The 19,976-nt window shown below is 56.0% G+C and carries 22 protein-coding genes; 16 read left to right on the plus strand and 6 right to left on the minus strand.

The features are described from left to right. Positions 1-144: 144 nt before the first annotated feature. Genes hemW through AAF465_11695 form a run of 4 tightly spaced genes read right to left on the minus strand, consistent with a single transcriptional unit; the run spans position 145 to position 3,470 of the window. Positions 145-1,269, minus strand: coding sequence for a radical SAM family heme chaperone HemW (gene hemW / locus AAF465_11680; GenBank protein ID MEM7083383.1), 1,125 nt, complete (start codon positions 1,267-1,269; stop codon positions 145-147). A 2-nt stretch (positions 1,270-1,271) separates the two neighbouring features. Further along, positions 1,272-1,880: an RdgB/HAM1 family non-canonical purine NTP pyrophosphatase gene (gene rdgB / locus AAF465_11685; GenBank protein MEM7083384.1), complete on the minus strand. Its 609-nt coding sequence runs from the start codon at positions 1,878-1,880 to the stop codon at positions 1,272-1,274. Positions 1,881-1,922: 42 nt separating this feature from the next. Continuing rightward, positions 1,923-2,657: a ribonuclease PH gene (gene rph / locus AAF465_11690; protein MEM7083385.1), complete on the minus strand. Its 735-nt coding sequence runs from the start codon at positions 2,655-2,657 to the stop codon at positions 1,923-1,925. Between the two features lie 60 nt (positions 2,658-2,717). Continuing rightward, complete coding sequence (locus tag AAF465_11695) at positions 2,718-3,470, minus strand: PP2C family serine/threonine-protein phosphatase (GenBank protein MEM7083386.1); 753 nt, start codon at positions 3,468-3,470, stop codon at positions 2,718-2,720. A gap of 150 nt (positions 3,471-3,620) precedes the next feature. On the opposite strand from AAF465_11695, the gene AAF465_11700 reads away from it, so the two are divergent. The 8 genes from AAF465_11700 (at position 3,621) to lysM (ending at position 11,892) form a co-directional block, all read left to right on the plus strand. After that, entirely contained in the window at positions 3,621-4,484 is an 864-nt protein-coding gene (locus tag AAF465_11700) for a YicC/YloC family endoribonuclease (protein MEM7083387.1), read from the plus strand. A 53-nt stretch (positions 4,485-4,537) separates the two neighbouring features. After that, positions 4,538-5,164: a guanylate kinase gene (gene gmk / locus AAF465_11705; GenBank protein MEM7083388.1), complete on the plus strand. Its 627-nt coding sequence runs from the start codon at positions 4,538-4,540 to the stop codon at positions 5,162-5,164. A gap of 164 nt (positions 5,165-5,328) precedes the next feature. Next, the gene (gene rpoZ / locus AAF465_11710; protein ID MEM7083389.1) at positions 5,329-5,613 is read left to right on the plus strand and encodes a DNA-directed RNA polymerase subunit omega; all 285 of its coding nucleotides are present in this window, start codon (positions 5,329-5,331) and stop codon (positions 5,611-5,613) included. 158 nt (positions 5,614-5,771) lie between these two features. Continuing rightward, positions 5,772-7,940, plus strand: coding sequence for a bifunctional (p)ppGpp synthetase/guanosine-3',5'-bis(diphosphate) 3'-pyrophosphohydrolase (locus AAF465_11715; protein MEM7083390.1), 2,169 nt, complete (start codon positions 5,772-5,774; stop codon positions 7,938-7,940). A 55-nt stretch (positions 7,941-7,995) separates the two neighbouring features. Next, on the plus strand, positions 7,996-8,376 hold the full coding sequence (locus tag AAF465_11720; GenBank protein MEM7083391.1) for a RidA family protein: 381 nt from the start codon (positions 7,996-7,998) through the stop codon (positions 8,374-8,376). A 12-nt stretch (positions 8,377-8,388) separates the two neighbouring features. Continuing rightward, positions 8,389-10,485, plus strand: coding sequence for an ATP-dependent DNA helicase RecG (gene recG / locus AAF465_11725; GenBank protein ID MEM7083392.1), 2,097 nt, complete (start codon positions 8,389-8,391; stop codon positions 10,483-10,485). Next, positions 10,472-11,338 carry a 4-hydroxybenzoate octaprenyltransferase gene (gene ubiA / locus AAF465_11730; protein ID MEM7083393.1) on the plus strand — a complete coding sequence of 289 codons (867 nt, stop codon included), beginning with the start codon at positions 10,472-10,474 and terminating at the stop codon, positions 11,336-11,338. Before recG ends, ubiA begins: the two co-directional genes overlap by 14 nt. Positions 11,339-11,403: 65 nt before the next feature. Then, the gene (gene lysM / locus AAF465_11735) at positions 11,404-11,892 is read left to right on the plus strand and encodes a peptidoglycan-binding protein LysM (protein ID MEM7083394.1); all 489 of its coding nucleotides are present in this window, start codon (positions 11,404-11,406) and stop codon (positions 11,890-11,892) included. Positions 11,893-11,992: 100 nt separating this feature from the next. Here lysM and AAF465_11740 read toward each other — a convergent pair whose 3' ends face one another. Beyond that, complete coding sequence (locus AAF465_11740) at positions 11,993-12,763, minus strand: ComF family protein (GenBank protein ID MEM7083395.1); 771 nt, start codon at positions 12,761-12,763, stop codon at positions 11,993-11,995. A 230-nt stretch (positions 12,764-12,993) separates the two neighbouring features. On the opposite strand from AAF465_11740, the gene AAF465_11745 reads away from it, so the two are divergent. The 8 genes from AAF465_11745 (at position 12,994) to AAF465_11780 (ending at position 19,542) form a co-directional block, all read left to right on the plus strand. Further along, a complete protein-coding gene (locus tag AAF465_11745; GenBank protein ID MEM7083396.1) occupies positions 12,994-13,821 on the plus strand; it encodes a methyltransferase domain-containing protein in 828 nt (275 codons plus the stop codon). Between the two features lie 107 nt (positions 13,822-13,928). Next, positions 13,929-14,462 (plus strand): hypothetical protein, encoded by a 534-nt coding sequence (locus tag AAF465_11750; GenBank protein MEM7083397.1) that lies wholly within the window; start codon positions 13,929-13,931, stop codon positions 14,460-14,462. Positions 14,463-14,745: 283 nt separating this feature from the next. After that, positions 14,746-15,270, plus strand: a complete 525-nt coding sequence (locus tag AAF465_11755; protein MEM7083398.1) for a DUF2244 domain-containing protein — start codon at positions 14,746-14,748, stop codon at positions 15,268-15,270. 77 nt (positions 15,271-15,347) lie between these two features. Continuing rightward, positions 15,348-16,289 carry a cytochrome c oxidase subunit II gene (gene coxB / locus AAF465_11760; GenBank protein MEM7083399.1) on the plus strand — a complete coding sequence of 314 codons (942 nt, stop codon included), beginning with the start codon at positions 15,348-15,350 and terminating at the stop codon, positions 16,287-16,289. A gap of 86 nt (positions 16,290-16,375) precedes the next feature. Then, the gene (ctaD, locus tag AAF465_11765; protein MEM7083400.1) at positions 16,376-17,956 is read left to right on the plus strand and encodes a cytochrome c oxidase subunit I; all 1,581 of its coding nucleotides are present in this window, start codon (positions 16,376-16,378) and stop codon (positions 17,954-17,956) included. A gap of 30 nt (positions 17,957-17,986) precedes the next feature. Continuing rightward, positions 17,987-18,112 (plus strand): hypothetical protein, encoded by a 126-nt coding sequence (locus AAF465_11770; protein MEM7083401.1) that lies wholly within the window; start codon positions 17,987-17,989, stop codon positions 18,110-18,112. Between the two features lie 11 nt (positions 18,113-18,123). Further along, a complete protein-coding gene (locus AAF465_11775) occupies positions 18,124-18,666 on the plus strand; it encodes a cytochrome c oxidase assembly protein (GenBank protein MEM7083402.1) in 543 nt (180 codons plus the stop codon). A gap of 9 nt (positions 18,667-18,675) precedes the next feature. After that, a complete protein-coding gene (locus tag AAF465_11780) occupies positions 18,676-19,542 on the plus strand; it encodes a cytochrome c oxidase subunit 3 (protein MEM7083403.1) in 867 nt (288 codons plus the stop codon). Between the two features lie 218 nt (positions 19,543-19,760). Here the strand turns inward: AAF465_11780 and AAF465_11785 are convergent, their stop codons facing one another. Beyond that, a complete protein-coding gene (locus tag AAF465_11785) occupies positions 19,761-19,973 on the minus strand; it encodes a twin transmembrane helix small protein (protein MEM7083404.1) in 213 nt (70 codons plus the stop codon). Between the last annotated feature and the right edge of the window lie 3 nt (positions 19,974-19,976).

Consider the following 19,976-nt stretch of genomic DNA (forward strand, 5'->3'; position numbering starts at 1 on the left):
GCTCTTCCGATCTATTGAATAATGCACAAAATAGTGCAAATAGCCGCTTTCCCGATAGCCTCAAAAACCGATGTGCATAACTGCGTAAAGTCAACCCTGTTGGTCGTTAAAAAGTCAACGGTGTTGCATTTGTGTAACACGCGGTTAGGGCAGGAAAATTTCCTGTAGATCGTTTAGGAAACGCGTGCCCAGGGCGGTTTTTGACCAGCCTCCGTCGGGTTGCTGTATCAGCAGTTTTTTGGACGAGGCCCGATCGAACTTTGCCCCGAACTGGCCCTCGGCATAGCCGTCGATGGCATTGAGCTCTTCGGTCGTTATGGTCGAGTTGAGTCGAAGACGGTTGAGCATGAATTCAAACAGCACATCGTCTTCGCTCGAGGTCTCTAGCGTTATGGCGGTTGGTTCCAACAGATACTGTTTGGGGTGTTTGGGTTTGTGCGTGCGATGTGTTTGTCCGGCCTGCGAGATTTTGCCGTGAGCGCCGGCCCCGATACCCAGGTAGTCCCCAAACGTCCAATAGTTGAGATTGTGTCTACCGGGCTCGGCGCGTGTATAGGCAGACACCTCGTACTGTGTGAAGCCGTTGTCGGCGAGCCGATTTTGACATTCGTTTTGCATATCAAAACTCGCCTGGTCGTTGGGTAGCTTGGGCGGTCGCAGAGCGAACATTGTGTTGGGTTCGAGCGTGAGTTGATAATGAGATAGATGCGTCGGCGCAAGTGCGATGGCGGTGTCGATGTCGGTTAACGCCATGTCGAGCGTTTGCTCGGGCAGCGCGTACATCAAATCGAGATTAAGCTCAGGAAATCCCGCCTCTTGCACGGCAACGACGGCGCGACGTGCTTCGTCCGCCGAGTGAATACGGCCCAAACGCGCAAGCTGCTCGGTGGCAAAGCTCTGCACGCCCAACGAAATGCGGTTGACGCCGGCGGTTCGATAGTCGCTAAACCGGCCATGTTCAATGGCCCCCGGGTTGGCTTCCAGCGTGATTTCCGCGTCGGCTTCGATGCCAACAACGCGTGCCGCGGTATCCAATACGCGTTCAATGAACGGGGCGTCGAACAGGCTTGGCGTGCCGCCGCCGAAAAAAACAGAGCCAAATGGGGAGGGCGCAAATCGACCCGCCTGGTGCTCAAGATCCGCACAGAGAGCGGCGGTGTAGTCATCATAAGGCGGGGTGCCGCGCACGGCATGGGAGTTGAAATCGCAGTAAGGACACTTGCGAATGCACCAGGGTAGGTGAACATACAAGCCTGGCAAGCGACGCATGATCAGTGCTGTCGGAGAAAATCGTGCAGTCGCGACGTAAGTTGCTGAAGCGCCAGAGCACGATGGCTCAGTCGACTTTTCTGTTCGGCCGACAGTTGCGCTGCCGAACCAATCGCGTCGCTCGGTAAAAACACAGGGTCGTACCCAAAGCCGTTTTCCCCTTTGGGCTCAATGGCGATATGACCTTCCCATTTGCCCTCACAGATTAGCGGCGCGGGATCATCCGCGTGGCGTAATACCACGAGTGTGCATCGAAAGCGCGCGGTGCGTTCAGCATGCGGCACGCCATCGAGTGAGTCTAACAGTTTGATGATGTTTTGCTGATCAGTCGCCTCTGGGCCTGCGTAGCGTGAGGAATAAATGCCGGGCGCGCCGTGAAGCGCGTCGACCTCCAGTCCCGAGTCGTCGCCTAGTGCCGCGCAGTGTGTTTGTGCGCAGGCTGAGCGGGCTTTCAGTAACGCGTTTTCGACGAAGGTCAGACCGGTCTCGTCGACATCATCCAGGCTCAATTCGCCGCTGCTGCGCACCTCGAGTGCGAGTCCATCAAGCAACTGCACCAGCTCCTTGCGCTTGCCGTCGTTATGCGTGGCGATAATCAGCTTGGATGTCATAGAGAGGCTCGTTGGTGTGTCGGTAGTGATTCGCCCAACAGACTAACCGCTCCTGTCCAGCGCCTCACGCTGCACCGCCATGAGTTGGCGATTGCCGAGCGAGGCTAGATCGAGCAGCGAATTGAGTTCATCGCGTGAAAAAGCATGGCCCTCGGCGGTTCCTTGTACCTCAATAAAATGCCCCGCATCGTTCATCACGACATTCATATCCGTTTCGGCGCTCGAATCTTCTGCGTAGTCCAGATCCAGAACAGGTAGGCCCTCGAAAATACCCACTGACACCGCGGCGATCTGGCCGTGCACGGGGTTATTCTTAATCTTGCCTTTGGCAACCATCCACTGTGTGGCGAGTTGCAGCGCGACGAACGCGCCGGTGATCGACGCCGTGCGCGTGCCGCCGTCGGCCTGCAGTACGTCGCAATCAAGTGTGATCGTGTGTTCGCCAAGCGCCGCCAGGTCCACGGCAGCGCGCAAGGAGCGGCCTATGAGCCGTTGTATTTCCAGAGTGCGACCGGATTGCTTACCACGCGCGGCTTCGCGCGCGCTGCGCGAATGGGTTGAACGTGGCAGCATACTGTATTCCGCCGTCACCCACCCCTTGCCGGTGTTGCGCAAAAAGGGTGGCACGCGACTCTCGACGCTGGCGTTGCACAGTACGCGTGTGTCACCGCAACTGATGAGCACAGAGCCTTCGGCGTGCCGTGTGAACGGTTGTTCGATGCTGAGTGTGCGCAGCGCGTCAGGCGCGCGTCCACTGGGTCGTTTATTCGATGACATAGCGTGTTCCATCAGCACTAGAGGGCTGGTTGTGTGGTTAGAATGTAGCGCGTTGCGCCGTTAGTCGGCCTGAAAATGAATCACAGCGGCACTGGTGTTGTCACTGTGTGGGGCCTCGGCATCGATCGCGGCCTCCATGAGGGTGCGCAGATTGCTCAGTAGATCCAGCTCGGCAAACCCGCTTGGAAAGCACTGGGCGATGTCTTTGTCGTCGGTGCCTCCCCAGAGTCCGTCACTACACAGCAACAGCACATCGTTTCGTTCGAGCGTTTTCGCACCGGCAACGCTGCAAAACGGTTCACGTGGTTCGCCGCCAATACAATGCTCAACGTAGTTGCGCAACGGATGCTCGCGATATTCGTCTTCGGTAATGAGTCCTTCTCGAAGCAAGATTTCGATATGGCTGTGATCACGTGTACGGGCGATCATCTTGCGGCTGCGCAAATGATAGATTCGACTATCGCCGACATGCGCCCAGTACGCTTTTTCATTCTGTACCAGTGCCAGCGCACAGGTGGCGCGGGGCCGTGCATCAACGGACTGATCCTTACCCATTTCCACCAGCGCCTCGTGCGCTTTTTCAATACATTGCACCAAGAATTCGCGCGGGTGATAGATGGGTTTGTCGGCCTCATCGAACAGGTCGAAGATGACGGTCAGCGCAAGCTCGGCGGCCCGGGCGCCCTCGTTATGGCCACCCATGCCGTCGATGACAACCGCAAAGACGACCGCGTCGTGTTGGCGCACACCAACCCGATCCTGGTTCTCCTCTCGATGCCCAATCAAACTCAGGCTGGCGGTTTCAGTTGGCACGACTAAGGGTTTTTACTCATCGAAAAGGGAATGCTGCCCGTTTGTTTTCGTGTCAATTCCAAAGTACTCTCATCGCCACTCAAACACGGTGGGTAGTGTGCCAAGATAGCTTTCAAAAAGCGACCACCATAACGCGCTTAGGGGTATCGCATGACGCATAGCATGACCGGATTTGCACGACAGGATCAACAGGCGCCGTGGGGCGAGCTGGCGGTTGAAGTGCGTGCGGTCAACCACCGTTACCTGGAGATGAGCCTGCGTTTGCCTGAGGAACTGCGCGCGCTCGATCCGTCTTTGCGTTCGCTAGTGGGTCACAAGCTTAGCCGCGGCAAAATCGACGTGAGCGTTAAGTTAACAACGACCCGATCACCGGATGAAACGATTAGCCTCAATCATGCCTTGGTTGATCAGTTAGTGAGTACCGTTTCCCAGCTGGAAACACAGCTCGGGGGAGGGCGTCTACGGCCGATGGACGTGTTGCGCTGGCCGGGTGTGGTGGTCGAACCCGAACGGGATCTCACCCCGATTCAACAGTCGGCGGTTGCACTCGTCGAAGAGGCGCTTAAACAGTTGGTCGACAGTCGGGCCAGTGAGGGCGCTCGACTCGATGCCATGATTCGTGAACGTTGCGCGGCGATTTCGGACCTGGTCACGACGACGCGTGATCGTTTACCGGCCATTCGTCAGGCTATCCAAGACAAGCTGCGTGCACGTCTGCACGATTTGGCGGTCAATGCGGATGAAGGACGACTGGAAACCGAGATTGCGCTCTTATTGAACAAGGCGGATGTCGACGAAGAGCTCGATCGACTAGACAGTCACGTCATCGAGGCAACTCGAATTCTCGACTCGTCCGAGCCGATCGGGCGACGACTCGACTTTCTCATGCAGGAATTCAATCGCGAGGCCAATACGCTGGGCTCGAAAGCGCAGGACGCCGATACCACCAAAGTGGCGATGGAACTCAAAGTACTCATCGAGCAAATGCGTGAGCAAGTTCAAAACATTGAATAGCGGTTCGAGCTACAGTGATCTGGCAATGGCTGCAAAAGGGATGGCGTCAATTTATGGGTAGCTCGACAACCCCTCAGCTTTATGTTGTCGCGGCGCCATCAGGCGCCGGCAAAACAACGCTGGTTAAAGCGCTGCTCGAACAGCACGAGGGACTGCGCATGTCCGTGTCGTTTACGACCCGATCAAAGCGCAACACGGAAGTGCACGGACAGGATTATTGGTTCGTGACCGTCGAAGAAATCCAGCGACTGGCCGATGAAGGAGGGTTGCTCGAACACGCACAAGTGTTTGATAACTATTACGGCACTGGGCGAGATCAGGTGCAGGCCCTACTCGATCAAGGTTATGACGTGCTGCTGGAGATCGATTGGCAAGGGGCTCGCCAAGTGCGCGCAGCGATGCCGGAGAGCGCCAGTATTTTCATCCTTCCACCGTCCCGCGCGGAGCTTGAGCGGCGGCTGCGAGGGCGATCTACGGACTCCGACGAGGTCATCGCCCGCCGATTGCGTGATTCGGTGAGCGACATGTCTCACTGGAACGAATTCGATTACGTCATCGTGAACGATGATTTTGATAATGCTGTCAGTGACTTAAGTCATATAATCGATGGCGCCGGTCAGGCTTTTCGGGCCGATCGCGAGTCGCTTGCGCCCCTTATCGACGAATTGCTCGCTCGCTGACCGCTCATCCGGGCGCAGCGGCGTAAAATCGCGGACGCCGAATTGGGCATTTCCAATCCGCTGATCTAGCGAAAGCCCGGCTAAATGCAGTAAACTCTGGCCCCTTGCACTTTAAACAGCGCAGCGCGTTCGTGCGCTCGCCAAACTCAACGTCAGGAATCAAGATGGCCCGAATTACCGTAGAAGACTGCCTTAATCATGTCGACAACCTGTTCGATCTGGTATTGATCGCCGCCAAGCGCGCGCGTCGGATCGCCAATGGGGCAGAAGTGCTCGTCGACGAGGACAACGACAAGCCGACCGTCATTGCGCTTCGCGAAATTGCCGGTGGCCTGATCAACGCCGATATCCTGAACGAAACCGAAGTGGACTACACGGAGGCGGAAGAAGAGGAAACGGAAGCTCGGTCTGAGATCGCGCCGCCTGCGCCCCCGCTCACTTCAAGCTGAGACCATGCCTGACGACGGACCGCTAACGTTGTTCCAGATTGGGCGCTGTATGCGCTCTGCCGACCGCGTTCGAGCGCGGTCATGACGGCCAGCGACGGTTGTCTGCTCCCCTCACTTGACCGGTCGCGCGCCGGCCATCACGCCTTTAGGGCAATGCGTTGGACTCGGCCGCCACGTTCCTAGGGCGCCTGCCCCTCGGGCGCGGCTGGACCCTGGATGGTGCTCGGGGGCTGCTGAATAAGCTACGCACCTATTTGCCTGCTGAGCAAATTTCCATGGTGCGGCGTGCCTATGCGTTTGGCGCGAAAGCCCACGATGGGCAAACGCGTAAAAGCGGCGAGCCGTACATTTCCCATCCTGTTGCCGTGGCCAGCATCCTGGCGGACCTGCAGCTCGATTATCAGAGTATCACGGCGGCCATACTGCATGATGTCGTCGAGGACACGCCGACGGCGCTTGAGCAGATTATCGAGGAGTTCGGCGAAGAGGTGGCGCAGCTTGTCGACGGCGTGAGCAAACTCGATCAGATTCAATTCAAAAGCAAAGCCGAGGCCCAAGCTGAGAGTCTGCGCAAAATGATGCTCGCGATGGCACGTGATGTGCGAGTAATCCTGCTCAAACTGGCGGATCGTCTGCATAACATGCGCACTCTGGGCTCAATGCCGCCTGAGAAACGGCGACGTATCGCTCGAGAAACACTCGAAATCTACGCGCCGATGGCCAATCGTCTTGGCATTAACGATATTCGACTGGAGCTCGAGGATCTTGGTTTTCGTAACCTTTATCCCAAGCGCTATCAGGTCATCGAGCGTGGTCTCAAGGCGCGATTGGGTGGTCAAAAGCGCATGATCAAGCGCATTGTCAACAAGCTTCGAAAGGTGCTGCTCGAGCATCATGTGCATGCCGAAGTGACCGGACGGGAAAAGCACATTTATAGTGTCTATCAAAAAATGAAGCGCAAAGAGCTTTCACTTGAGGATGTGGCGGACGTGTTCGGCTTCCGCATTGTGGTAGACGACGCCGACACCTGTTACCGCGCGTTGGGTCACGTGCACCGAACGTTTCGGCCCATGTTGGGTCGCTTCAAAGACTACATCGCCATCCCACGTGTCAACGGCTACCAATCTTTGCACACCACCACGGTAGGGCCGAAGGCCATTCCTTTAGAGGTGCAGATTCGTACGCGCGATATGGACAATTTCGCCAACTCAGGAATCGCGGCGCATTGGTTGTACAAGACCGAAGAAAACGCAGACGTGGCTCCTCAGACGCGTGCGCGCGAGTGGCTATCAGGATTGGAGGACTATCAAAGCGACAGCAACTCCGAAGAGTTTCTGGAAAGCGTTAAGATCGATTTGTTTCCAGATAAAGTGTATGTGTTTACGCCAAGAGGCGACATATTGCGCTTACCTCGCGGGTCGACGCCCGTGGATTTCGCCTATGCAGTGCATACGGATATTGGCAATCGCTGTGTCTCGGCGCGGGTTGATCGTCGACGCATGCCGCTTCGAACGGTGCTAAAAAATGGCCAGACCGTGACCATTAAGACCGATCGTAACGCGCACCCAAACCCGGGTTGGATGAATTTTGTTGTTACCGCCAAGGCGCGCGCGGCGATTCGGGCGTATCTGAAAGAGCTGCGCTCGGAAGACGCGATTAAAATGGGTCGGCGACTGCTCGAATACGCGCTCGTCGAATTTAAGACAAAGGTGCGACATATCAAGTCGGATCGCATGGACGAACTGCTTGCGACGATGGGCCTGGAATCACGGGACCTGCTGTATGAGCAAATCGGATTGGGGCACCAGCTCGCGCCGTTGGTCGCGCGGCGACTCGTGGCGGGCGCCGAAGAAACGGGCGAGATCGATGATGATGGCACGACCGAGCTGTTCATCAGTGGAGCCCAGGACATGGTGGTGAGCTATGCCAAGTGTTGCTACCCCGTACCTGGTGACGCTGTGATGGGTCATTTGAGCTCAGGGCGTGGTCTCGTGGTGCATCGTCAGCAGTGCGGAAATCTGGCGGAGTTTCGCAAGCAGCCTGATAAGTGGATCAATGTGTCGTGGGAGGCGGGTATTGAGTCCGACTTTGTGGTGGCCATCCGCGTGGAGGCGCTCGATAAAGTGGGGGCATTGGCCTCCGTGGCGACACGAATTTCCAGCGCGGGTTCGAATATCGATCATGTTGAAGTGGTCGATACGGATGGTGATGCGTCTAGCCTTCAATTTACGATCCGAGTGCGTGACGCGGATCACTTGCGCCGTGTCATGAAGCAAATCGATGGCATGCCTGACGCGTTGCTGGTTGAAAGGGTGATCGCCTCGTAGTCCAATAGGGACCGATTCGATTGCCCACCGATCCATTGTTTTTGACGAGGTTTGCATGTCCCGTAAAATCATCAATACGCCCGATGCGCCCGCCGCCATCGGCACCTATTCTCAGGCCATTCAGGTTGGCAACATGGTCTATGTGTCGGGCCAGATTCCGCTTGATCCCCACACATCTGAGATTGTGGATGGCGATATCGAGACCCATGTTCGCCGCGTGTTCGACAATTTGAAAGCCATCGCTGAAGCGGCCGGCGGCACACTCAACAGCGCCGTGAAATACAACGTATTTCTTACCGATCTTGGGCATTTTGCAATCGTAAATAAAGTGATGGAGGAATACCTCGACGCGCCTTATCCAGCGCGCGCCGCCGTGCAGGTGGCCGCTCTGCCCAAAGGGGTGGAAGTCGAAGTGGATGCGATTCTCGCGCTGTAAGTCCCCGATTCGATGACTCATGTGGCGACCTCAACGCGTGCGTCTTCGGCACAACCGGTGACGGCATTGTCCGGCGTTGGGCCTGCGCTCGCGGAAAAGCTCGCGCGTTTGGGCATCGGACAGATTAATGATCTGTTGTTTCATGTGCCGATGCGCTACCAGGATCGCACTCGCGTCTATCCCATTGGCGGCGTGCAGGTCGGTCAGCAGGTTGTGGTAGAGGGCGCTATCGAGCTGGTCGATGTGGTCTATCGCGGTCGACGCACCTTGTTGTGTCATATCAGCGATGGTTCCGGCGTGATGGTGCTGCGCTTTTTTTATTTTTCCAATGCACAAAAAGCCATGCTCAAGAGCGGCGCGCGTATTCGGTGCTTCGGCGAGGTGCGCTACAGCAACGCGCGTCCGGAGATGATCCATCCTGAGTATCGCGTGGTAAAAGACGATGAGGCCTTCGAGTCGGCGGACGCGCTCACCCCGTTTTACCCGGTGACCGAGGGGCTGCAGCAAGTGCGCATGCGTCAGCTGATCGAACGAGCGTTGGCGTTTGTACAGGGTGCGCCTCTGCCAGACTGGATACCCGCTTCAATTCTGCAAACGCTTGAGTTTCCCGATATCGACGAGGCTGTGCAGCTGATACATCGACCTTCCCTCGATCTGAATTTGACCGAGCTCAACGAGGGCGCACATCCCTGTCAGCGTCGTTTGGCGTTTGATGAATTGGTGGCGCACCAGCTCAGTTTGCGTGTGCTGAGACAGCGACTACAGCATGATCCGGGTGTCGCATTGACGGGCGACTGCAAGCTTATGACGGCTTTTATTGCGTCACTGCCCTTTACGTTAACCGATGCGCAACGGCGCGTCATTGACGAGGTGGCGCATGATTTGAGTCTCACACGTCCCATGCTGCGTTTAGTGCAAGGTGATGTGGGTTCGGGCAAGACGGTCGTGGCGGCGGCAGTTGCCCTCCGTGCCATCGAGCAGAAACATCAAGTCGCGTTTATGGCGCCGACGGAGTTGCTTGCCGAACAGCATTTGCGCTCGTTACGCGGCTGGCTTGAACCATTGGGTGTTCGGGTGGCGATGCTCACCTCCAAAATGCCGAGCAAGGATCGCCGTAATACGCTCGACGGACTCGCAAGCGGCGATGTGCAGCTCGCGGTTGGTACGCACGCGTTGTTTCAGGAAAACGTGCACTACCATCGCCTAGCGCTGGCGATAATCGATGAGCAACATCGCTTCGGTGTGCATCAACGATTGCAGCTCAAGGCCAAAGGTCGAGACGACGCGGTGCCGCATCAGCTGGTGATGACCGCCACGCCGATACCCCGCACGTTGGCGATGAGTGCCTATGCTGATCTTGATGTGTCGGTGATCGATGAGCTGCCACCCGGCCGCACGCCCATCAAAACGGTGGTGTTGTCAGAGGATCGACGGGCCGAGGTGGTGTCGCGGATCGCACTGGCGTGCGCCAAGGGTCAACAGGCCTATTGGGTATGTCCGCTAGTGAGTGAATCCGAAAAGCTTGAATGTGAGGCGGCCGAAGCGACGGCCGCGGCGTTGCAGGAGGCGTTGCCCGACCTTAGGGTTGGCTTGGTGCATGGTCAACTGACGTCATCGGAAAAAGAGCGTGCGATGACACGGTTCAGTGCGCACGAACTGGATTTACTGGTAGCGACGACCGTTATTGAAGTGGGTGTCGACGTGCCCAATGCATCATTGATGGTGATCGAAAACGCAGAGCGCATGGGGCTTGCTCAGCTGCACCAGTTGCGCGGTCGCATTGGCCGAGGCGCCCGGGCGAGTGCTTGCGTCTTACTCTATAAGCCGCCGCTAAAAGGGCATGCGAAAACGCGGCTGAACGTGATTCGCAGTACAACCGATGGTTTTCTTATCGCCGAAAAAGATCTGGAGATTCGTGGCCCGGGTGAGGTCCTGGGTACGCGACAGACCGGCCGTCTTCAGATGCGCATTGCCGACGTGGTACGCGACGCCGATTTACTGCCCATCGTGCGGCGTGCGGCGGATCTAATGTTACGTGATCATCCGGACAATGTAGCGCCGCTTATCAATCGGTGGGTCGCCGCGGAGGGCCGCTATGGGGGCGTTTAGCCAAAAACTGCTGGCGTATTCGCAGCTGATGCGAATCGAGCGACCGATCGGCGTTCTTCTGTTGCTGTATCCCACGTTGTGGGCGCTGTGGATGTCGTCAGGTGGTCGGCCGTCATCCGACGTATTTGCGGTGTTTGTACTCGGTGTCATGGTGATGCGCGCGGCGGGCTGCGTGATTAATGACTTTGCGGACCGCAAAGTCGATGGCGACGTCTCGCGCACCAAGACTCGACCCTTGGCTGAGAATCGGGTGTCGCCACGCGAAGCGCTCGGTTTGTTTCTTGTCCTTATGGGTGTCGCGCTCGCGTTAGTGCTGTGGCTCAATCCCGCGCTTCTTTGGCTTGCGGTAGTGGGCGCGTTACTCGCATCGGTGTATCCATTCACGAAGCGCTTTACTCATCTACCGCAATTGTTTTTGGGGGCCGCGTTTGGTTGGGCGGTGCCGCTCGCCTACGCTGCTCACTATCAGGCGCTTGCTGCCGATTGCTGGTGGTTGTTTGCCGCAACGGTGTGCTGGGCGGCCGCCTATGACACCGCCTATGCGATGGTTGATCGGGAAGATGATTTGAAGATTGGTGTGAAATCGACCGCGATCTTGTTTGGCCGCTTCGATCGGTTGGCAATCTTTTTATTTCATTGTGCAACGCTGTTGGCGTTGTGTACCGCTGGTGTACTCAACGGTCTAGGCGGTTGGTACAAACTTGGACTGTTCAGTGCATTTAGTCTCATTCTTTATCAGCAGTGGCTGATCCGAAAACGTGAGCCTAAAAAGTGTTTTGACGCATTTCTTAACAACAATTGGGTCGGTGCCGCCGTGCTTTTCGGCCTGGTTTTGGATTACAATTTGGTTTGAGAGGCAACGCCGCGCATGGACCGTGCTGGGTTGTTGCCGTAACTTGGCATGATTGGAGAATATTCATGAGTTTGTTTGGATTTGTAAAAGACATCGGCCGTCGCGTGTTCAATAAAGATGAAGAAGCTGCCGAAAAAATCACCGAAATGATTGAGGCCAATAACCCCGGCATCAAAGACCTCGAAGTGATTTACGATAACGGATTCGTGGAGTTGTGCGGCGAATGTTCGTCGCTTGAGGCGGTGGAGAAATCGGTGTTGATGGTGGGCAACGTCGAAGGTGTAAAAGACGTGAGCGTGCGCAAATTGACGCTGAGCGAGGAAGCAAAAGCCGCCGCCGCTGCCGAAGTCGCCGAAACACAGGCGGCGGTCGAAGCCGCAGAGGTGGAGTACTACACAATCGAAAGCGGCGATTCGCTGAGTAAAATCGCCAAGCATTTCTACGGCGACCCGATGAAATACAAAGAGCTGTTCGAGGCCAATCGCGAAGTGATCGAAGACCCCGATAAGATTTTCCCGGGTCAAAAGATTCGCATTCCGAAGAACCTTGGCTGATTAGTGGATACGCGCAAACGCGCGTTAGCTGGCAGGTGGAACATAACCCTCGGCGTACGCGCCGGGGGTTTTTCGTTTCAGCAGCGTATGCGTCGTTCTGTCATGGTGTTGCCGACGAGTGCGCTGAAGCCAATGAGCGATGAGCGCGCAGACACGCCCACACCGTGACGTCACGCGCGCCGGCTTCGAGTAAACACCGCGACGCGGCACGTGCCGTCGCGCCCGACGTCACCACATCGTCGATCAAGGCGATACGACAACCGCTCACGTTGTTCGAAACCCGAAAGGCTCGGCGTACGTTGGTGGCACGCTGACGGGGTGTCAACGTGGTTTGTGAGCGCGTTCGTTGTGTTCGACGAAGTGCGGGCTGCACGCTCAGGGAAAGAGATTGCCCGACGCATTGGGCGAGCAGCATGGCTTGGTTATATCCGCGGCGAACCTGTCGCGTCCAATGAAGCGGCATCGGCACAATCAGATCGATGTTTGATGAGGATTGATGTGCGCTGTCGATATCGTCGCGCCGCTGAATCGCATCCACAAGCAGTGCTGCTAGGGCGGGTGCAGTAACCAACTGTTGATGATACTTGAGGCGGGCGATCAGTCCGTCAAACGGGGCGCTGTACGGCGCAGCACAAACAAGTTCGTGCCACACGGGTGGTTTGAGTAGGCAAGGACCGCACCGTGTGCCGTGATGAATGGGTAACGCACACGTATGGCATACGGCGTGAAGCCGTGGCAGGTCGGCCAAGCACAGATGACACAGGTTGTGTCGTTCCGCCGACGCCTGGCAAATAACACACAGGGTGGGCACACGAAGCCACGATCGAAGCGCGTGTTTGGGGCAAAATGGGGTCGACGATAGGATGCTCATGCGGTGACTGTCGCGCAAAAACAGGCACCGACACCAGGTTCTAATTTGGCGATTGTCGTCACATTCAACGACGTTGCTCCAGCGCGCTGACTGGGGGTCTTCGTCTCGCCGGCGTGCTGTGCTTAACACAATGGGACGGGTGCTACACTCTCGCCATGAGCCTCTTTGATGTTCGCACATTACGTCGGCACCGCGACCGATTTTCTGCACGATATTTTCAGGCAACTGAATTGCCCAAAGACGTCGAGCAAGAATTGGTTGACCGATTGTCGATTGTGACCATGGACGCCCAGGACGTGCTGGTGCTGGGCGTCGCACACCCCGAGACGCTCGCGGCTTTGGCGCGGCGTTTTGATCAAGCTGCTTTTGTCGTGGCGGACTGTTCGTCGGCGATGTTGGCGGCACTTGAGCGTGCATTACCTGGAGAACTGCGGACTCGGGTGACGACACGCTGTATTGATCACGATGCACTACCTTTCAAACGCGATACGTTTGATCTGCTGTTCAGCAGCTTTTATTTGCCCCTCTACGATGAATTGAACGCGGTGTTTGCGTCCTGGCAATCCGTGCTCAGAGCAGACGGTTGCGCGCATTTTTCAACGCTCGGACCGGATACGTTCCGGGAATTGAGAGCGGCTTGGCAAGCGGCTGATCCAGAGAATCCGTACCACGCAATCGAACCGCTGGATATGCACGATGTGGGTGACGGATTGGTTCACGCGGGATTCAAAGAACCCGTGATGGACCGTGACAGTGTCACCATCACCTATTCGGATGCTGAAGCGCTGCTGCGCGATTTGCGTTGCCATACGATTGGCAACGGCTTTTCCGCACGGGCGCCGGGGATGATGGGGCGGCGCATTTGGCGCAATTTTGTGGCCGCGTTAGAAACCGCGCGCCTGGATGGACGAGTGTCGTTGAGCGTGGAGATCGTCATGGGTCACGCTTGGTGTGGGCAGGGCGCCAGTCAACGGCGTCGAGAAGATGGTACCGTGGACATTGCGTTTGACAGCGTGGTCGCGGAGCTGCGTAAAGGCAAAACGGGTTCTGAGCGGTAGAGGTGACGTCATTTGGTTGTGCTGACCGATGACCAATGGCATGTCAGAACGATTGATATGTGATGCGATGAACGAGGCCGGAATGTTGGAGGGATTGAAGGGTACAAGTGAGTAAATTATTTAAATTCGCTGTTTTTTTGGGTGTGCTGTACGGCGCCTATCTTCTATTCCTGCAGCCTGAGTGGGTGTCGGTCGGCTCAGCAGAGGAGGGATTCACGGTCGAGTTTCCTCACAACCCGAAGCGAACGTCCTTTCGCCAAAATATACCGTCTCTGGGTCTGACGACCGTCACGAATTTTCAGTACCAAGAAGGCTACTCTGGGTTTTCGGCGACTCGTCTAACCAGCCGCGCAATCGACCAGGGGCGGGTGAATTCTCGCGCGATGGAGGACGCCGCTGAGCATATGTTGACCAAACTCTACGGGGGTCGCATTGTTTCGAGCGAAAGCGGCACCTACCGGGGCGAACCGTACGTGGAGATTGAAATGCGCCTAGACGATGCGGGTTCCACGGTCCAGTCGCGCTTATTTGTTAATGAGAGCGGACTGTATTTCTTCACCGCACTTTCACACACCGTCACGCGAACGATTGGCGGGCAGGGCCGTTTCTTTCGGTCAATTCGGTTTGACGAGAACGGGTGATCGGGTCTCACGTCGGTTGGGCCGCACGGCCGGATTTGGCATTATTTGCCCAGAAACCCCGCCAATTTGTCGCCGTGTCGCCAACAGAATCAATAGGTTGGAATTGACTGGTCGTTGGGGGCTGCATTTGACCTTTTTGACGCTCAGGTAGGCATCCGTTTGACTGCTCTAAGTTATTGTTATTGAAATGATAATTATTCCGAACTGAGGGTTCCACGCATTGCCTTTTCGACTTTCATACAGTAGCATTCTGCTTCCCAGACCGGCTTAGAATGAGTCAAATATGCACGAGGCAGCACACGCCGTTGCCAGCGCCGAAAAGACCGACCCGCTCACGGTGTTGAGTCTGGCCCCAAACTGCGCGTTGAGTGAACAACAGGCGCGGCTGTTTATGGGCTCGTTAGTGTTTGGCACATTGCTCGTGTCAGGCAGTATCGCGCTGGCGGGGTTTTGGCTCGTGCTGCCCTTTGCGGGCTTGGAGCTGCTGGCCGTGGGCTACGCCTTGTCACTTTCAATGCGCAGAGGGCGCTATCAGGAGGTGTTACGCGTATTTAATGAACAACTAGTCGTGGAGAAAGGCGTACAAACCGTCGAAGAACGGGTAGAATTCCCACGCTACTGGACGACAGTCAAGCTTGTGCCGTCCCGAGTGGCTTCATACCCCAGTCGGCTTGTGGTGAGCTGCATGGGTAAATCACTTGAAATTGGCGCATTTCTGACCGAGCCAGAACGGGTTGGTCTTGGAAAGCGCCTGTCTGCATTGGTCGGGCCAGTTCAGACACTGCCGACAATATCGGCAGAGACGTAAGGGCCGACAGAAATTCAAGGGGCAATCCCTTAAAACCTGACCTTAATAAACTGGTTTGTAGAGTAGGAGACCAGTCGATGATGACAACTTTGTTCGGGCGAGGTGTTCAGCGCACTTTGGTAATACTGGCCGCGGCATTGGCGTGGCCTGCGCAGGCGGACTGGGACCTCAATTTTCAGCGTAGCGTGACCGACGTTGGGCAGGACATTTACGACCTGCACATGCTGATTTTTTACATCTGCTGCGCGATTGGCGTTGTGGTGTTCGGCGCCATGATCTATTCGATTATCCGACATCGGAAATCGGTACACCCAGAGCCGGCCACCTTTTCACACAGCACGGTTGCGGAAATTGGTTGGACGACAGTGCCGATTATTATTCTCGTGGCGATGGCATTTCCTGCGGCGAAAGTATTGGTTGAGTTGGAAGACAACAGCAACGCCGATCTGACTGTCGAAGTCACCGGCTACCAGTGGAACTGGCACTACAAATATCCTAAGGACGGCGTTGCGTTTTTCTCGAAACTCGACGATGCCTCCTCCATGGCGCGTCGCGCGGCGAACAACATTGATGTGAACACCGTCGAAAATTATTTGCTTGATGTTGATCGCCCGATGGTCGTCCCGGTGGGCAAGAAGGTTGTGCTCAAACTCACGGCGAACGATGTGATTCACGCGTGGTGGGTGCCGCAGTTAGGCGGCAAGAAAGACGCGATCCCCGGCTTCATCAACACGATGTGGTTCAAAGCGAACGAGATCGGAACCTATCGCGGGCAGTGCTCTGAGCTGTGCGGTCGCGATCACGGCTTTATGCCTATCGTGGTTGAGGTGGTCAGCGAAGCAGACTATGCCAGTTGGGTGCAAGCGAATACCACTGACGCGGATACGCGGGTGGCAGCGGTCGCCCCGGCGGGTGCGGTGGAGGCGCCCAAGCCCAAGGCGGTTAAGCGGGGCGCAGTGGAAGGCGCCGCCTCAACCGAAGCGGCGAGTGACGCCGCCGGCGAGCGCTCGGGCGAGTGAGCGCACATTCCTACACTTATTCAAGCAACGGCGTCGCGGACGCTGGTGTGGCTGCGAGACGCAGCAACTAACGGAGACCGAAGGCTATGACCACTCACGCAGCAGACGCTCACGATCATCACGACCACGGCCCTGAGAAGGGTTGGCGTCGATGGGTTTTTGCGACCAACCATAAAGACATCGGCACCATGTACATGGTGTTTGCGCTCGCCATGTTCTTTGTGGGCGGCGCGATGGCTTTTGTTATTCGAGCTGAACTCTTTCAGCCTGGGCAGCAGTTCGTCGACCCGGGTTTCTTTAATCAGATGACCACCATGCATGCGCTGTTCATGATTTTCGGTGGTGTCATGCCGGCCTTCGTGGGTTTGGCAAACTGGATGATTCCTCTGCAGGTTGGGGCGCCAGACATGGCTCTGCCGCGCATGAATAACTGGAGCTTCTGGATTTTGCCGTTCGCTTTTTCGATGTTGTTTTCGACGCTCTTTATGGCAGGTGGCGCGCCAGCGGGTGGTTGGACAATGTACCCGCCGCTGGTACTGCAAACCGGGAATGCCTTTCCGTTTTTGATTTTGTCGGTCCACCTGATGGGTATTTCGTCGATCATGGGCTCGATTAATGTGATTGTGACCATTATGAACATGCGCGCACCGGGCATGACAATGCTCAAAATGCCGCTGTTTACATGGACCTGGCTCATCACCGCTTACCTACTGATCCTGGCCATGCCTGTGTTGGCCGGTGCAGTTACCATGCTGCTCACCGACCACTACGCAGCGACGAGCTTTTTTAATGCGGCGGGCGGCGGCGATCCGGTTATGTTCCAGCACATTTTCTGGTTCTTCGGACACCCCGAGGTCTATATCATGATCCTGCCTGCGTTCGGCATTGTATCGGAGATCATTCCAACCTTTGCCCGCAAGAAATTGTTCGGCTACTCGGCCATGGTGTACGCCACCGCCAGCATCGCGTTTCTGTCTTTTATTGTTTGGGCACACCATATGTTCACGGTGGGTATGCCCCTGTCTGGTGAGCTGTTCTTTATGTTCGCCACGATGATGATTGCGGTACCCACGGGCGTTAAGGTGTTTAACTGGGTGGCCACCATGTGGCGCGGCTCAATGACCTTCGAAACGCCGATGCTGTTCGCTGTGGCGTTCGTGTTCTTGTTCACGATTGGTGGATTTTCGGGACTGATGCTCGCGATTGTGCCGGCGGATTTCCAATACCATGACACCTACTTTGTCGTGGCGCACTTCCACTATGTGTTGGTGCCTGGCGCAGTATTTAGTATCTTCGCTGCCGTCTACTATTGGTTACCGAAGTGGTCGGGCAATATGTACGATGAACGGCTCGGTAAAATCCATTTCTGGATGTCGACGATTTTTGTCAACGTGACGTTTTTCCCGCAGCACTTTTTGGGTCTCGCCGGCATGCCCAGACGCATCCCGGACTACGCGACGCAGTTTACCGATTTCAATGTGATTTCGAGTGTGGGCGCCTTTTTCTTCGGCACAAGTCAGCTACTGTTTGTTTACATCGTGTACAAATGTGTGCGCGGCGGCGAAAAAGCGAGCGATCGCGTGTGGGAAGGCTCGCACGGTCTTGAATGGACACTGCCATCGCCTGCCCCATATCACAGCTTTGAAACGCCACCTCGCATCGACTGAGTTGAGGTAGAGACGTCGAGGATGGATGCGGTGACTGATCATCACAAAACGGCACGGGCAGCCGCCGTGAAGCACGCTATTTGGCTGTTCGGCGCCGCGTTTGGCATTTTTGCGACATACCTCGTGTACGTGTACGTGTACACGATCAACATGTAGGGCGGATTGTTGTGACTGCAACACACAGCCGTGGGCGATTAACGCTGTCATTGGTGACCCTAGCCGCAGCCATGTTTGGTTTTGGCTACCTGTTAGTGCCGCTCTACGACATTATCTGCGACATCACGGGGCTCAACGGCAAAGTGTCGAACGAAGCGGCGATCGTTACCGAAGCGCCTGATACGAATCGGCTGGTGAGTATCGAGTTCATGTCGTCGATCAATGCGGGTGGCGCGTGGGAATTTGAACCGGTGGTTACGCAAATGGACGTGCATCCGGGCAAGCTCTACACCATCGAGTACAAGGCACGTAATATTCTGGCACACGGGCGGGTTGGACAAGCAGTGCCAAGCGTTGCGCCCGGCGTTGCGGCTCGTTACTTTCAGAAAACCGAGTGTTTCTGTTTTACCGAACAAGCGTTTGAGGGCGCGGAAGAGCGCCTGATGCCCGTGACATTTATTGTCGACCCGGAGCTGCCGGGCGATGTTGATATGATCACCTTGTCATACACTTTTTTCACCAAGAAGCCGTCGCAGCTGGCGGCGAGCAGGTAAGGACTAACCATGTCTGACTCTCCACAAAAGTATTACGTCCCGCACGGCAGTCAGTGGCCGATCATTGGTTCCATTTCTCTGTTTTTGATGGCCTTTGGCGCAGGCTCTTGGCTCAACGGCAGCGATTTTGGCAAGTACATGACGTTCGCTGGGCTCGCCGGTATTTTGTACATGATCTTTGGCTGGTTTGGCGAAGTGATTCGCGAAAGCGTCAAGGGCATGTTTCAGGCAAAAGAAGACGTCTCATTTCGCATGGGCATGATCTGGTTCATCATGTCGGAAGTGATGTTTTTCGCCGCCTTCTTTGGCGCATTGTTCTACGCAAGACAGCTCGTCGTGCCTTGGCTGGGTGGTGAGGGCAGTAATTTCTTCACCAACCTGTTGCTCTGGTCGGGCTACGAAGCGGAGTGGCCGACGAATGGCCCGGATGGTCTTGGCGGAGAGTTTAAAACCATGAGCTGGGCAGGCTTGCCGCTGATCAACACGCTGCTGCTGCTCACCAGCTCGGTGACCATTACGATCGCCCATCATGCGCTGTTGCGAAACGATCGCCGCTGGTTAAATATCGGCCTCTTTTTGACCTTTGCGTTGGGCTTCATATTTTTGTACTTCCAGGTGCTCGAGTACGCCCACGCCTACAATGACCTCAACCTGAAGCTGTCAACCGGTATTTACGGCTCGACGTTCTTTATGCTGACCGGATTCCACGGTGCGCACGTGACCTTGGGTTCCATCATGCTCGTGGTGATTTGGCTACGGGTACTCAAAGGCCATTTCAGTCCCGATAACCATTTCGGTTTTGAGGCGGTGGCGTGGTACTGGCACTTTGTGGATGTGGTTTGGCTTGGCCTGTTTATATTTGTCTATATCTTATAGGGCCTCAATACGCACTCATTGCCTGAGCAATTGTAAAAGGCGCTACCTCTGGTAGCGCCTTTTATGTCTGCGAGCGGTCGTCCGGTCAACGCGATCACCATCGGCGAGGGCCAGGTTAGGCAAGACAAGCCGTTCGATACGAAAGAGATGGGCCCGCTAGAGCGGGCCTAGACGGCATGACCGCACAGGAGCAAGGCGACACATCGCGACGACTGACGCTAGAAAAAATCGATCGGGTGCGGTTCGATCCAGCCCATATAGGCGGCGAGAACCACCATGGCAAACAACGCGACAGACAAGCCGATGCGCCATGTGAGCGCGCGCACCATGCGTTTTGGGTCATCGTTCTTGCCCCGCGCCATATGAAAAAGCGCCGAGCCCAACGTGTAGAGAATGACAAGCAACACGAAGATGAAAAAGAGTTTGAGCATGCC

The sequence above is a fragment of the Pseudomonadota bacterium genome (assembly GCA_039028935.1).
Taxonomy (GTDB): Bacteria; Pseudomonadota; Gammaproteobacteria; order Steroidobacterales; family SZUA-146; genus SZUA-146.